Raw genomic sequence first — 15,061 nt, 5'->3', positions numbered from 1 at the left:
CTGCTACCACCTCAGAACTAAAGGTAGCTCACTTTCTTTAAATTTTAATTTTACATAATAATCCTGATCTTTATGACCATAAAAAATATAGTCAATATCAGAAATTATTTTCTTTTCCCTTAGCGTGAAGGATTTTAAATGAGAGTATAATAACTCATTATTCGTGATAAAAATATAATTTTCATTCATTCTCAAGGAAGGCTGAATACTTTTTCCTGTTGATCGAATTTCAAAATCATTTTTCTTTTTTTCAATCACATTCGGTTGGAAAGGAATCACAACAAACTGTCGCTGCGCGTTAATCCATTTTTTATCTTGAAAATATTGCGCTGTCTTTTCCGGATCTGAACTATGAAGAGAAACGACGTAAGCAGGCTGCACAATTTTCCGGACCGTATTTTTCTCAATTTCATTAAAATTATCGTCGTACTCGTAAGTGATAATCGTGTCATTTACCTGTTGAAGGTCTGCATTAGCTTTTAAATAATCAACCTTGGCATCTCCTAAATTCTTAAAAGGAAAAACAGAGCTCAGCAGACGCATATTCTCAGAATCCAATTCCGTCTCAATAAATGACTTGGTTTTTAAAAGCTTTGCGATAATAGGCTCCGAATCATAGAAATTTGAGTTGGTTCTAAATTCCATTTCATCCGAATTCAGATCAATGTACAGATTGTAGCTGCTTTTCCCGTCATTAAAAATGATACTGCCTATACCTTTATCAACAAGAGACGCTGCATCAAGAATATTTTTTTGTGAAAGCTTAAAAACCTGTTTATGAATACTTTCCAACCCTATCTTTGAGGTTCCAGCAATACACAAATTATCGTAAACCATAATAAACGCATGATCCTTTCTAAAGACATTTTCGCTCAGCTTCTTAAATTTCTGTGATTGTAAAAACTTCAAAAACTGCTGTTGGTCCTTCAGATCAAAAATACTGTACCATTCTGTCAGCGAAGAGTTTTTAAGATGAAAAAACTGGAAGAAATCAGGAATAACAATCCCTGAATCGTTAAGGAAAGCCGAATTTTCAGGTCCTTTCTTAAACCAAGCCGACGGATGGGTTAGCAGATCAGAAATATATTGTCGCTTTACTTTTTTGGCATCTATTAATATTATCGCATCTGCATCCAGAGGCACTGTGGTATAAGTGTTCCTTGTATGATAAAAAACAAAATAAATAATACCCGCAATGAGGAGTGCTATGACGCCAATAATTTTCTTTTTCATTACAGAACCGGCTGCTTTTTGTCTGTTTCCTGTAATTTGTAAATCTCGTCGAACAGATCAAAGAAATACATCAGACTATTTTCTGAAGCATTCTTAATGGAGTAATTGATTTCCGTTTCAATCTTATCTCCTTTTGATTCTGATTTAAAATTAACTTCTCCTACATTTTTTCTTACCAGATCCAGCATCTTTCGTTCAGAAGTACTTTTGAATTCTTTTTCCAGCCCAACCAGAAGCTTTTGGATATCAAATCTTCCTGATGCCGGGTATTTTGATGATTCCTTCATCCAGATTTTAGATTTATCTGATTGATTTTTAACTTCTAAGCCATTTTCAGAACTCATTACATAGACGATATTATCCCTGACCTTAAAGTAAAGCTGATCCATAAATCCTGTTTCTTTATCCTCTTTAAAAGTGTATAAATTTCCATTTCTGGAAAAATGCTTTGATGTCTTTTTATTGGTGGCCAGCAAATCGAAAATACGGTTCCAGTATCCGGGGTTTTCTGTTGCGAAAGCAAAAGTGAAGTCCGGGACAACCACTTCTTTCGTCTTTTTCACCTCTTTTTCATTGTAGTCGTCATCGTATTCATAGTCAGTGTATTCTACCGTTTTAGACTTAAGCTCATTAAGAACAAAAATTCCGTTTCCGGGAGCTATTTTTGCGATGGCTTTTTCGTCCAGAACAATCTTTACCGTTTCCATGATGAGCTCCGTTTCTTTCTGATATCCCGAATCTCCTGCATTTTTCATGAGCGCGTACATCATATCAAAATATTTGCTTCCATCGACATTCATAGCATAGTAACCGATGCTTTTATCATTGATGAGCCTCGCAAGCTTTTTATTCTTCTTTCCTTTATAAATTTCCGAAAAACTTTTCTGAACCTCCGGATTTTTGTGCTGATAACTGTTGACCAGCTTCACTTTATCTTTGTCAAAATAGAGATTGTAAGAAGAATTTGAATTGTATACGGAATTAAACAGATTTCCAAACTCGTATTGTCTCATCATTTTTCCGTAAGCGCCATTATTGACCAGACTTCCGTAATCGGTATACACGAACACATCTGATCCGGCATCCCGAAAAGCAGTCATTTCTTTTGGAACATCGAGTTCCAGATTCGAGTTAAAATACTGATCGAAAGATTCTTCGGCGAGTTTTTTAAGCACCTTGAATTTTTCTATCTTCAGAGAATCCATTTCTTTCTTAAAGTCATCATATTCCGGTATCTGCAGATCTTCCCTATCTTCTTCCGGCCCTGGCGCAGGCTCAACTTCTATTGTGTCACCTGAATAATTCTCATCCGTCGCACCTTTCTTCTCTTTCGGATATTCGTGATGCTTTTCAAGATACTTGATGTCTTTCTGAATCCTTTGTATTTCGGCATTATTATCCTTAATGCTTTCCTTTAAATATTTAATATCATCTTTCAGATAGTTAATCTCTTCTTTATAATCGAACGGCTTTTCAGGCTCTTCAATAGATGCGCTGTCGGGAGCAACAGCTACGGCACTGTCTACAACAGCTACCGTACTGTCAGCAGCCAGCTCATCCTTAAAAGGTTTATTGTAATTAATCATTTTCAGAACAGCACGTCTGTCGTTCCATGCGACAAAAACATCATCATCAAGATTCACATAAGAATAGTTTCTTTTTGTGGAAACTTCCAATCCGTCTTTCTTCACTGAATTGATAAATTCCTGAAATTTATCTTTATTGTCCACAATAAAGTGTGCTGAATACACCTGCACAGAATCATTGAAAGAAGCATAATGATATTGTGGTGCATCATATTTAATCCCGGTTTTAGAATAATCGGTCCATGAAGCTTTTTCTTTTCCTTTTCCTTTCTTTGTGACTTCCTGTAAGATCGGATTAAACTTTTGCCAGTTGATCTTTTTACCCAATTGCTGTCCGTTGATTTCCATGTAAAAAAGAACATCTGCGGGCATTTTCATGCGCTGCTGTGCAAAGGCCAGAGAAAAAGTGAGAAATAAAATTATAATTTTTGTCTTTTGTACGATAGATTTCATGGTTCGTGTTTGAATTATTGAAATAAAATAATATTCTGTAAAGGTTTCTTTTGAAGAATAAGGTCCAAAACCGTAGCCTCCAGCTTCAGCGCCTTTCTGTTTGGAGAGAGAGAATATGCATTGTTCGACTGCGATTTCACCGTATTTTCAAACTGCAATACGGAAATATAGCGAGCATCAGTGAAAACTTCTTTATCGGCTTTGCTCATTTTATCATAATCACTTTTGAAAGTATTGACTTTATTCCTCATAAATGTCTTTTTCTCCGGATTCTGACTGTAAATATTCGTAGGAACCATTTTACCAATGATGTTCCTGGCCTTTAGCTGTTCCAGCCCTGAGTTGATATTTTCGATCTTAGTGAAATGGCAGCTTAATTTAATGATGTAATTATCAAAATCCATTGAGGTTTTTACATTGGAAATTCCCGGTGTAGCTTTGAATATTCTGGCGGCTTCGTTGATCTTGGCTTCGATTTCAGGCTTTTTCGGAACTTTCTTTCCGTTAATGGATTCCATTTTTGAGATGGAGGCCAATCTTGTTTTGCTTTTGCTTGCATTCAGGATAATCGTGTACTCACCACTTCCGTCTGCTTTCATATTTACTTTGTCTAAAATATCGAAACAGCTCGTAAGCAGCAACAGGGGCAATAACACAACCAGCCGTTTAATATAGTTTTTCATAATAAGATTCTTACTAAATTCTGCCTTTAAGATAATCCTGCCGCACATCTTCATCAAGCTTCTCTATTGCGTAGCGCAAACAGGTTCTTGGCATTTCATGATAATTAAGGTTTAAATAACTGATCAGTTCCTTTTCATTTTTCTGTCCCATTTCACGGAGCATCCAGCCATTTGCTTTATGCATCAGATCATGGGGATGCTTTAGGTTTTGTGTCACGAGCGCTTTCGTAAGTTCAAATGAACCTTTTTTTATGTAATGCAGGGTTCCGACAATAGCAATTCTTTTGTGCCACATTTCGTCAGAGCCGGAAAGCTTTCGCAACAGGTCTTCTTTCTGATTTTCAAAGCAATACCTTCCCAGAATTTTATAACAGCTTGAATCGACCAGGTCCCAGTTATTAATGTACTCCAGATGATCCAGATATAGTTCAATGATATCGTTTTTTACGTTTACACTCTTGGCTTTTTCAAATTTTGAAACAAGAATAAATAAAGCGGTAAGTCTGTGTTCGTGATAAGGGGACGAAATCAGCCTGCCAATATCCGGTAATGACATCTTTGAATAATATTCTTTGGCAACGGAACGTTGGTCAGGAACCTTTACGCCCAGAAACAAATCGCCTTCACCATACTCCCCTTTCCCTGTTTTGAAAAACTTCGGAAAGAATTCCGCTTTTTCGGGAACGGATAAAACAGCTAATGCTTCCTGTATTTCTTTAACGACACCCATTTGAATTCACGTCTTAGTTTACCCTTTAATTTCAATCGTAATCTCTTTATTCACAAAATTTTATTCCTCATTATTTAAAGTGACCGTTTCCAGCTCCTGCTCCTCTTTGGCAATCTTGTTCGGGTTTGCAATTTTAGCAATAGTAAGTCCCTGAACAACAATAGAAAATACAACCACACAATAAGTGATACTTAAGACTGCATTGCTGTATTCATTCTTGGGGATTGAAAGTGCCAGTGCAATCGACACTCCACCCCGGATTCCTCCCCAGACCAGTACCTTTACCGTTTGCGGGCTGAAAGTTCTCCGCATAAATTTCGTCGGCCCATAGATGGAAATTAACCTTGCGACCAATACTACAACAATAGCAACAATCCCCGGAATCATAAAGTGGTTGAGATCTTTGATCACCAGGAGTTCAAACCCGATGAATAGGAAAAGTACCGCATTGAGAATTTCATCGATCAGCTCCCAGAATTTGATCAGGTAATCCTGAGTAATGGATTTCATTTTAAATTTAACATTAAAATTACCCATAAACAATCCTGCAGCAACCATGGTTAGAGGCCCGGAAATATGCATCTGACGGGCAATGAGATAACCACCCATTACCACAGACAATGTCACCAGCACGGAAATAATATAATCATCTACTTCACGCATCAGCCTTGAAGTGACCCATCCTAAGATTACCCCGAGCAATAATCCGCCTCCGGCTTCTTTAAGCAGCAGCAGCCCGATGCTTTCAATGCCTAGGTCGACCTCGTTTCCGATAGCAAGCTGAAGAACAACAGTAAAGACCACTACGGCCATACCGTCATTGAACAAAGATTCTCCTGCTACTTTTGTTTCGAGAGATTTCGAAACATTGGCTTGCTTCAGGACACTCAACACGGCTACAGGATCAGTAGGCGAAATAAGTGCTCCAAAAAGCAGACAATAGATAAAAGGGAGATCAATACCTAAAAAGGGCAACAGATAGAACATCCCGAAACCAACTACAAATGTGGAAATTACCACCCCAAGTGTCGAGAATATCAGCACGGGGCGCAGCTGTTCTTTCAGGTCATCGATGTTGATATGAATCCCTCCTGCGAAGAGAAGGAAATTCAGCATGGCCCCCATCAGCACTTCCGTAAAATCAATGCCGCTCATCAGGTTATGAAGGTGGCCGAAGGTTCTTGGCAGTACCGTTTCCCCGAAGGAAACCAGAAATATGGAAACCGCGATGGCGATCACCATAATCCCGATGGTACTCGGAAGTTTCAGGAATCTGTAATTAAGGTATGCAAATATGGATGCTAAAACGATTAAAGCTGAAAATGAATAATATAATTCCACTAAGCTGTTTTTTTTATTATTTGGTGTTAAAAATCGATATAAAGTACTTTGATATAAACGGTATTGTTGTCTTTCTGCCAGATGTCATACATCCCATCCTTGGCCGCTTTAGAGCCTCGTGAATACTCTTGCCCAAGATTTAGGATATTCAGGAGAATATATTCGTCTCCTACTGTATTGACGAGATATGCTGTTTTCTCAGATTTACCGTCTCCGGAACTTCTGATTGCATCTGTAAGCGTACGAAACTGGCTCAGGTGATGCATAAAATTATCTCCTTCCTTTTTAGAGTCATAGGCTTGCAGCAGAATGAGCAGAACATCAAGATTGGTGGGGTCTTTTTCATAAAGAATTTTCCCTTTATTTATACATTCATCAAAATTTTTGTCCTTAAAAGCTTCTGCCAGCGTTTTAAACTCATCGTCCATTGTGGAAACAAGATCTTTTCTGAAATTTCTTCCGTAATACAAGTGCTGAGATTCTATCGTATCCAGCGACTTGGGATAGGCTTTATATTTAAAAATCAGCTTCTCATAATTGTAGGGAGACTGCTGGTTTTTAAGATCCTTTCCGATCATCTTCAGATCAATCTTCGGCTTCTGCCCGAAGCTGAAAACCGAAACGAAAAGCAATAAAAAAAGCAGGTGATATTTCATTATTCCTTATGGTTGTTTTCTTCCTCGTCATTATCAAAATATTCGAAAAGGAAGTCATTATACGGGAATCTTGAAATATGGATCTTCATCACCTCATCATAAATCATCCTTTTCATTTCCGGGAAGTTTTCCTTCGTAAGCGCTGAGATAAATACGGTCGGATACTTAGATTTTGCCATCCAGGTATTTTTCCATTCTTCCAGGGAAATATTCTTTCTGGAGGAAGGCGTAAGATCATCCTCGTCTTTCTTTTCGTAGCTGAAATCATCGATCTTGTTGAATACCATGATCATGGGCTTCTGATGCGCATTGATTTCCATTAGGATCTGATTTACCGAATCAATATGGTCTTCGAAGCTTTCATGCGAAATATCCACAACGTGGATCAGAAGATCTGCCTCACGTACCTCATCAAGGGTAGATTTGAAAGATTCTACCAGCTGCGTCGGAAGCTTTCTGATAAACCCTACCGTATCGGTAAGCAGGAAGGGAAGATTTCCGATCACAACTTTCCTGACGGTGGTATCAAGGGTTGCAAATAATTTGTTTTCCGCAAAAACCTCAGATTTTGAAAGCGCATTCATGAGTGTTGATTTTCCGACGTTGGTATATCCTACCAATGCTACTCTTACCACCTTCCCACGGTTGTTTCGCTGGGTGGCCATTTGTTTGTCGATGGTCTTCAGCTTATCTTTCAATAAGGAGATTCTGTCGCGGATGATCCGTCTGTCGGTTTCAATTTCCGTTTCCCCCGGACCTCTCATCCCGATTCCCCCTTTCTGACGTTCAAGGTGGGTCCACATTCTGGTAAGGCGGGGCAGAAGATACTGGTACTGTGCCAGCTCCACCTGTGTTCTTGCGTAGGAGGTTGTGGCTCTCTGGGCAAAAATATCGAGGATAAGGTTGGTTCTGTCAAGGATTTTCACTTCAAGCTCGCGTTCCAGGTTTTTCAACTGGGACGGCGACAGCTCATCATCAAAGATGACAGTTCCTATTTCGTGTTCTTTTACGTATTCTCTGATTTCCTGAGCTTTACCGCTTCCTATAAATGTTCTGGAATCCGGCTGCGTCAATTTCTGGGTAAAGCGTTTGTCTACGGTAGCCCCTGCGGTGTACGCCAAAAACTCCAGCTCATCCATATATTCCTGAAGTTTATCCTCATCCTGATGCTGCGTGATGACCCCTACCAAAACGGCTTTCTCGTAATTGTGTTCTTTCTTTTCTAGCATTAAATTCTATCTGTATTTGTGAGATTTACAAGATACCATTTTTAAGTAAAAAAACCAACATGAATTTTCGTGGTATTGATTAATGAAGCATCAGCCGTGTTTTTAAATACGAACAATATAAAAGCTTAGCTAAACTTACGATAAGTTTTGGCTAAAGCCTTTTTCTTTTAATCATAAAAAGTGGGCTTCAGCCCACTCCTATTGATAGGATCACTGAAGTTCAATAAAAAACAGGATGTCTGTAGAGACATCCTGTTAATTCATAGTAACCTATCATTTTTTACTCTGCCGGTTCCCAAAGCTGAATCTTATTTCCTTCGATATCCAGGATATGGACGAACTTTCCGTAGTCATAGGATTCAATTTCATCGACGATGGAAACGCCCTGCTCTTTAAGCTCTGCGACAAGAGATTCCAGATTATCTACCCGGTAATTGATCATAAAATCTTTTTCCGAGGGATTAAAGTACGTACTACTTTCCGGAAAAGGATTCCATTGGGTAACGCCTGTATTTCCGGTATCTTTTTCAAGCCATTCAAAGCTTGTTCCGTAGGGCGTGGTATCAAATCCGAGATGCGTTTTGTACCATTCATTCACTGCGTTGGGGTCTTTGCATTTAAAGAAAACCCCTCCGATTCCTGTTACTTTTTTCATTTTATTTTAATTATTATCGTTTGCTGATGATCCTTAACTCTTAAGCTGAACCGATTAAATATTCCGGCTTGTTGAATATAAAATTACAATGAATATATTACACATTAACAGCCTGTTATTTCAATCAATTCCGAATAAATTCAAAGGGTTGACCACAATCATACCCTATTTTCTAATGATGAATTAGTTTTATTGCGAATTTATGGTTTATATCATTATGTGTGTAGTAAGGAATAGCAGAAATGTTATTCCTTTTTTATTGAAAATATAATTTTTCTACCAGAGCTTGATTGTAATCATATTATATATCGTTTCTGATTAATAGTTTTGAGGTGGGATAGAAACCCTTGTTTATTCTCGGTTATTAGTTTTTAGTCCTCAGATCTTCTGAGGATTTTTTATTTGCCTGTTTTACGCGGGTCTTCGAGAGCCGCTAATCGACCGCTTCTGAATTCCCCTCCTTTGGAGGGGTGGCGGAAATTCCAACGGAATTTGCGACGGGGTGGTCTGTTACGCTATCAGAGTGCAAAGTATGTTCTTTAACCTTGGTTTGCTTCTGGTATTTTTATCGATTATGAGGGCAATACAAATAATGACATTTGTTCAATGGTGGCTTCGGCTCCGCTCAGCCACCAGTCCGGAATATTTCTTAAACCACCCCGTCAAAAATTCTTTCGAATTTTCGCCACCCCTCCAAGGGAGGAGAATTTTGTGCCGCCTTAAACCCTTCAGTACTCTCACTCTCAAACACTAACCCACACACTTTGTCATTGACTACGTCGAATCTGTGATTTCCGTAGGAATCTCGGCATAGTGGGAAACGTTAGCTTTTAATTTTTAACGCTATGTCCGCAAGAGATTTATATAGTATGCATATTCTTTTGAGCGCAAAGGTACTTCGACAGGCTCAGCATAAACTTAAACACTCAGCAAATGATAGCAAATTTTACTGAAACTGTCATAGCCAACTTCAGACTTTCTAACCCTCAAAAACCCTTACTGGCTGAGGTGACTCGAAGCCACCAATCCCAGAATATTTCTTAAACCACCCCGTCAAAAATTCTTTCGAATTTTCGCCACCCCTCCAAGGGAGGGGAATTTTGTGCCGCTTTAAACCCTTCAGCACTCTCACCCTCAAACACTAACCCACACACTTTGTCATTGACTACGTCGAATCTGTGATTTCCGTAGGAATCTCGGCATAGCGGGAAACGTTAGCTTTTAATTTTTAACGCTATGTCCGCAAGAGATTATATAGTATGCATATTCTTTTGAACGCAAAGCCGTTAGCACTCAGCAAATGATAGCGAATCTTAATAAACTCTCGTAACCACCCTCAAACTCCCAAACCCTCCAACCCAACGGTGGCTGAGCGGAGCCGAAGCCAAAACTCCGGCCGGGAAAAGATCCCAACCGGAGTAACACACTGATGAAAATACCCATCTTTACGATGGAATGATGGACTCTTACGCTTATGAGCCTTACTTTAGTACTAAATAACCTCCGTACGGTCAACACCCCCACACTCGGGCGGTCAACACACCCTTGACCGAGCGGTCAACGCACCCTTGATCGGGCGGTCAACACGGTGTTAACTGTAGCGCTTCTTTTTCTCTTACACCACGGTAAGTACTTTATCAAGGGTAGCCGTTCGCACTTCTTTCAGAAGAGCACCCTGCGTAAACTGCGTTACCACTTCCAGATTATAAGTTCCTGCTGCTAGTGCAGGAATTACCACCATAACCTCCGAAGGGTTATTCGTGACAATATCATTCTGCTCTACTTTGGTTCTTCCTTGTGTTGCTGTGTCTACAAAATAGATCCCTATTGAAGCTTCATCTCCTGCAACTTTGATCTTACTGCCCACGATCTTCAGATTTCTGCCCGGAGTGAGAAGATCATTCACCGAACCACTCTTCACATCCGTAACCTGTAAGATGACCGCAGAAGATTCTGCTACACCCAGAATATCAATCTCAATATTCGGAATCTCTGCCCGTAACTTTTCCCCTTGGTTGAACTGGAAGATAATGCTGTGTTTATCTTTGTTAAAGGTCTCAGACGGACTGTCAAATACCCCACGGATGGTGGTGCTTGCGGTAAAGTATCCGGTATTCACTGAAAAGCCATCACACAGCTGGTAGGCCATTTCTTTAAGGAAAAGCTCGGTCGCATGTTCCATCGCCGAAGCGGAAACATCTGCTCCACCACGGCTGGTTGCAGCTTCACATATCTGTTTTACAGAAAGAGAACGCTCGCTTGCCGTACGGGCAATGAAATCATTGGGGTTGTCTTTGGTTAATGTGTTATCGTAGAGATATGCTTTGATTTTGTGTAATATTGACATTCTACTTTTGTTTTTAATTATTAATTATTATTGCTGAAATTCTACTATGAAGCCCCAAGTATATGTTTGATTGGTACTATTAGCTATAACATCATTCCAAAGATGAGTGCTGGTATATCCATTATAGGTTTTTGAGACAGCCGTATTTTTACTCATAACTTGTATAAATCCTTCGTTTCCACCTGTATTATTAGGCTCTCCTGAAGCAAACCAATTTGATTTTCTTACTGCTGAAGTTCCTCCTGCAGAATAATCATGATAAGGTTGCTCTCCGGTAATCCATTTAAATTCAGGATCAGGTGAAATAGCTGTTCCTGCAAACCATGAAAATTTAGCCATACCAATCCACGCACCATTAGTATCAAATATGGAATAGGCTGTTAGTAAATTGGTTTCTACATATTGCCATTCTGCATCAGAAGTGAAAGCTGCAAGATAGCCTCCCATATTTTTTGCCGCATTATAGGCCTGATACCATGTTACTGCGGCATTGGTAGAATAGGATGCATAGGTGTGCCCTCCAAAAGTCCCTATTCCTTTTCGGGTGGCAGTAGCAGAGCCTATCGTTAAAGTTGCCGGAGCATCGACTGATGCTGTTGCCGTGGTGCTGGGTGCATAGCCTAAGATATTGGGATCTGCAATCGTGGTATAGCTTATAGTGCTTCCTGAGCTGTTTATCTTTTTCCATTTGGTCCCATTAAAATAATAGAATCCGGGTTCGGTAATTTCTGCGGTAAAGGTATTGGGAGCGGAGGCTGCTGCCAGAGCATATATAAGTGTTCCGATTTGGTTTGTGCCGTATGTTCCTAATTGAATTTGATCGGCAGTCAATCTGGGAACAATGATCCCCTCCGGTTTGCTGCCATCTGTGGTTTTGGCTTTGATTTCGAGTGTGGCTTTTGGTGTAGTAGTATTGATCCCCACTTGTGCTGATGCAGTTATGCTGAAAAGTATTGCTGCAGTTGTAAATAAATGTTTCATGTTTTGTATTTATATTGTTGTTATAATTTTTTAAATCGGTTTTTAAACACGATGAGCTGCGCTTCGACGGCTCAGCCTGACATTGTCTATCACATTGTTTTTGAACACAAAGCGCACTAAGTTTTCTTATCTATGATATGCTTTTGAGTTTCACAAAGGCGTTCTACTTAAAAGAGTCCGCTGAGTCTATCGTCACTTCGAGTAGATTTTGAAAAAATCATATCGAGAAGTTTATGAGTTGGAGAATCAATTTCATTCTCGATACATTTTTTCTTCACTTTGTTACGAAAAAACACTCGAATTGACGAAACACGAATGGTACTGATAGTTGAACACTAATTTCATAAATGTGGTGTGAAAATGCTTTGCTGAGATCCCTACGGGATGACAAACGGAGAGGAAAGTGTTCCGTTGCATTTAAAGCATTTGTGCTATTTGTGCTCATTTGTGCTCATTTGTGTTTAATAATTCGTGTCATTTGTGTTTGATAAAATATCGCAATTATAGGTGGAGGGCGACTGAAGTGATTGGTTATAATTTTTAAGAGATTGAAATGGTTAATAAGAGGATATAAAAGCTTCTTTTTAGTATGATTTACGACCAGGAAAACTCTTAGAACGGAGTCCATCATTTTGTGATGTTTTGCAGGAAAAGAACTTCCTAATACAGCTATTGATAAAGAATTATTTGAGTTTCCAACATAATGTGAACTCGTTGGAACTGTAAAGCAAATCTGGCTTATTTGGTTAACGTGACTCTTGCTAATGAATGATGTTTTTAGCTTGAAGAACGCTTTACGTTTAAACCTATTATATTGTTTTCCCGATGACTGACTTTTTCCTGACGGAGATGTTACAGTGGAAATGTGAACCGGTAATTCAACATATAAATAGGAATCGTCAGAGATAAAAAGTGTTGAATCGGAATAAGAAAAGGGAGCCTGGGAACTGATGAAAACAGCAATGAAAAATACCTGCAAACACAGCATCCTTACGCTAAAACGCAGGAAATGAGGGAGCTGGGAAAGGGTCATCATTTGTAGTTGCATTGTGTTTAAAAAAGTAGTCTGAGTGGGACTACTTATAAAACCAATGATCTAGCAATCAGTATGATCTCGTTTTTTTAGGGTAAAAACGAGGACAGTTTCTTTTCCTCTGAAACGGCCAGTTTTTAAAAGAAATTATAGTTTTTAATTGATTAACATATTAAAAAACAAAGCCTTATTATTTGGAAGTAACGATAATTTGTTTACATTTGTCTCAGAAAAAGTAGTCCCACTCAGACTACTTTTTTTCATACCACGATACAATTCCCATTTTTCTTTTTTACGAAGTATAGCAAATTGTGAAATAATGATTTAATTCACGGTTACAGCCTGTTAACGGATCTTTTCTTCAGATCGATCTCGAAATGATCAGCAGGATCTCCATGGGAAAGGAGTGAGAGAATTTTAAAAATACTTTTCAGCTTGAGCATCAGCGCATCTGTTCCTTCATAACGATCAAACCGTTTTTCCAATACCTGGTATTGCTGAAGCCTTTCTGTGGGGATATCTTTAAAAGCCAGTTCGTCAGCCGACTGAAATTTATAAAGATCCAGCAGCAGATCTTCCATTTTCCATTTCTTAAAAGCTTCGGTATCTGTTCTTTCCTCCTCTAGTCCTTTATTCTGTACTAACCGTAACAGATCTTCACCGGTGAGGTCTTTTGTGCTTTCGATAAGATCTTTGGGCCAGTCACCTGGGATCATTCTCAGCCGCACCAGCTCTTTCAGGTGAAACAGCATAAAATCGTGGTAGGAGGCAGATTTCAGAATATCTTTATTCCAAATGGTTTTCTTTCCTTCTTTCTTCAGAACATCATACTCTTTTTCATACAGCGGGAACAATTCATTAAAGCGCGGAACCTCATGTATAACTTCCGTCCGGATCTCCATCTGGTCAGGAGAATGTATCGTAAGCACTTTATAGGCAGGGATATATGCGGCCAGTGATGGCACCTGGATATTCACCAGCATATTTTTCCCTATTGTTCTGATCTCGGTATCATTAATATGCATGTGCCCGGCAAAATGAATTTGAAGTCCGGCTTCTGCAAAAGCCTGTGCGACCTGCTCCTCCGGCACTCTTTCCATCTGCCATTTCTTTTCTCCCAACAGCTTTTTGATTTCGTCCGTTGCCCCGTCGTTATAATCGATCATGGGATAATGGGTAAATGCAATCACGGTTTTCCCGTATTTCCTGGCTTCTGACATGGTGTTTTTTACCCAGTCGATCAGGTGTTTTTTATTGGTGAGCACCTTATTGTAACCGATGCCGGCACCTTTATAATTACCTGCATCGGCAGGATTAGCAACGGTATTTTTAGGAATATACGTGTTTCCATCGATTGCCATCAGCCAAATTCCCTGTATCGGCTCTACAACATAGCTCAGGTCAGGAACCGGAAAACCTTCGGAAACGTTGTATATTCTTTTAGCATAATCCGCATCCTGCAACGCTTTTTTGTAGGAATAATCTTTCAGGGAATACTTTGAAAACGGCGTACTCCAAAACAGATTTTCTTTTTTAGGATAAAACCCGAAGTCTTTCAGCTCATCAAGTATTTCAAGATATCCTGATTCCGCAATATCTCTGGTGATGATCTTGTGATCGGTCTTCCCGATGTTTTCTTTACTGTAAATCCCGAGCGGGTAACCATCCTGCCCGAGGAAATCGTCTTTTCCTGCGTCCTGCCGGAAAGGGCCAACCGGATCGTGGTTGCCAGTGGTGATGTAAAATTCGATCCCGTATTTCTGGTGGTACTTATCAAGAATCTTATGCAGTCCACGGAGATTATACGCCTGTCCGTCATCTGAAAAATCACCGGGCATCGCTACAATCCGGATTCCTTTTTGGGCGATATCCTCCAGTGCTTTCAGAAAGGCAAAATAGTTTTCATTGAAGATTCTGGTAGAATGAAGCTGCGCATCCATGGTCCGGAGAATGGTTGCCTTCCCCGTCTTTGGATTGACAATCCCTTTAAAATCATTATCGGAAAAGCTTCCGTACAGATCCTGAAAATGAACATCCGACAGAAAAGCAATCTGCATCGGCTTCTCCTGTGCCGAAACAACCGAAAACACAAAGACTAAAAACGAGAATATTCCTTTATTCATCTTAAAAAAGG

General features: G+C 39.5%; 11 protein-coding genes. All 11 read right to left on the bottom strand.

The genetic code is table 11. The features are described 5' to 3' along the window. Positions 1–3 precede the first annotated feature (3 nt). Positions 4–1,233, bottom strand: coding sequence for a hypothetical protein (locus tag BMW64_RS13685; RefSeq protein WP_090000521.1), 1,230 nt, complete (start codon positions 1,231–1,233; stop codon positions 4–6). Next, complete coding sequence (locus BMW64_RS13680; protein ID WP_090000520.1) at positions 1,233–3,272, bottom strand: hypothetical protein; 2,040 nt, start codon at positions 3,270–3,272, stop codon at positions 1,233–1,235. Before BMW64_RS13680 ends, BMW64_RS13685 begins: the two co-directional genes overlap by 1 nt. Before the next feature lie 14 nt (positions 3,273–3,286). Then, positions 3,287–3,955: a hypothetical protein gene (locus tag BMW64_RS13675; RefSeq protein WP_090000721.1), complete on the bottom strand. Its 669-nt coding sequence runs from the start codon at positions 3,953–3,955 to the stop codon at positions 3,287–3,289. Between the two features lie 13 nt (positions 3,956–3,968). After that, positions 3,969–4,685, bottom strand: a complete 717-nt coding sequence (locus BMW64_RS13670) for a DNA alkylation repair protein (protein WP_090000519.1) — start codon at positions 4,683–4,685, stop codon at positions 3,969–3,971. 60 nt (positions 4,686–4,745) lie between these two features. Next, positions 4,746–6,026, bottom strand: coding sequence for a cation:proton antiporter (locus BMW64_RS13665; RefSeq protein ID WP_090000518.1), 1,281 nt, complete (start codon positions 6,024–6,026; stop codon positions 4,746–4,748). A gap of 26 nt (positions 6,027–6,052) precedes the next feature. Continuing rightward, entirely contained in the window at positions 6,053–6,682 is a 630-nt protein-coding gene (locus BMW64_RS13660) for a DUF4919 domain-containing protein (RefSeq protein ID WP_090000517.1), read from the bottom strand. Then, entirely contained in the window at positions 6,682–7,911 is a 1,230-nt protein-coding gene (gene hflX / locus BMW64_RS13655) for a GTPase HflX (RefSeq protein WP_090000516.1), read from the bottom strand. Before hflX ends, BMW64_RS13660 begins: the two co-directional genes overlap by 1 nt. Before the next feature lie 280 nt (positions 7,912–8,191). Beyond that, the gene (locus BMW64_RS13650) at positions 8,192–8,566 is read right to left on the bottom strand and encodes a VOC family protein (protein ID WP_090000515.1); all 375 of its coding nucleotides are present in this window, start codon (positions 8,564–8,566) and stop codon (positions 8,192–8,194) included. Positions 8,567–10,181: 1,615 nt separating this feature from the next. Continuing rightward, positions 10,182–10,913 carry a DNA-binding domain-containing protein gene (locus tag BMW64_RS13645; RefSeq protein WP_090000514.1) on the bottom strand — a complete coding sequence of 244 codons (732 nt, stop codon included), beginning with the start codon at positions 10,911–10,913 and terminating at the stop codon, positions 10,182–10,184. Between the two features lie 27 nt (positions 10,914–10,940). After that, on the bottom strand, positions 10,941–11,894 hold the full coding sequence (locus BMW64_RS13640; protein WP_090000513.1) for a C-type lectin-like domain-containing protein: 954 nt from the start codon (positions 11,892–11,894) through the stop codon (positions 10,941–10,943). Between the two features lie 1,368 nt (positions 11,895–13,262). Further along, positions 13,263–15,050: a metallophosphoesterase gene (locus BMW64_RS13630; protein ID WP_090000511.1), complete on the bottom strand. Its 1,788-nt coding sequence runs from the start codon at positions 15,048–15,050 to the stop codon at positions 13,263–13,265. Between the last annotated feature and the right edge of the window lie 11 nt (positions 15,051–15,061).

Origin of the sequence: Chryseobacterium taichungense (assembly GCF_900109935.1) — a bacterium.
In the GTDB taxonomy this organism is placed as follows: Bacteria; Bacteroidota; Bacteroidia; order Flavobacteriales; family Weeksellaceae; genus Chryseobacterium; species Chryseobacterium taichungense.
Note: the sequence above shows the minus strand (reverse complement) of the source record. Positions and strands in the feature narration are given on the sequence as shown.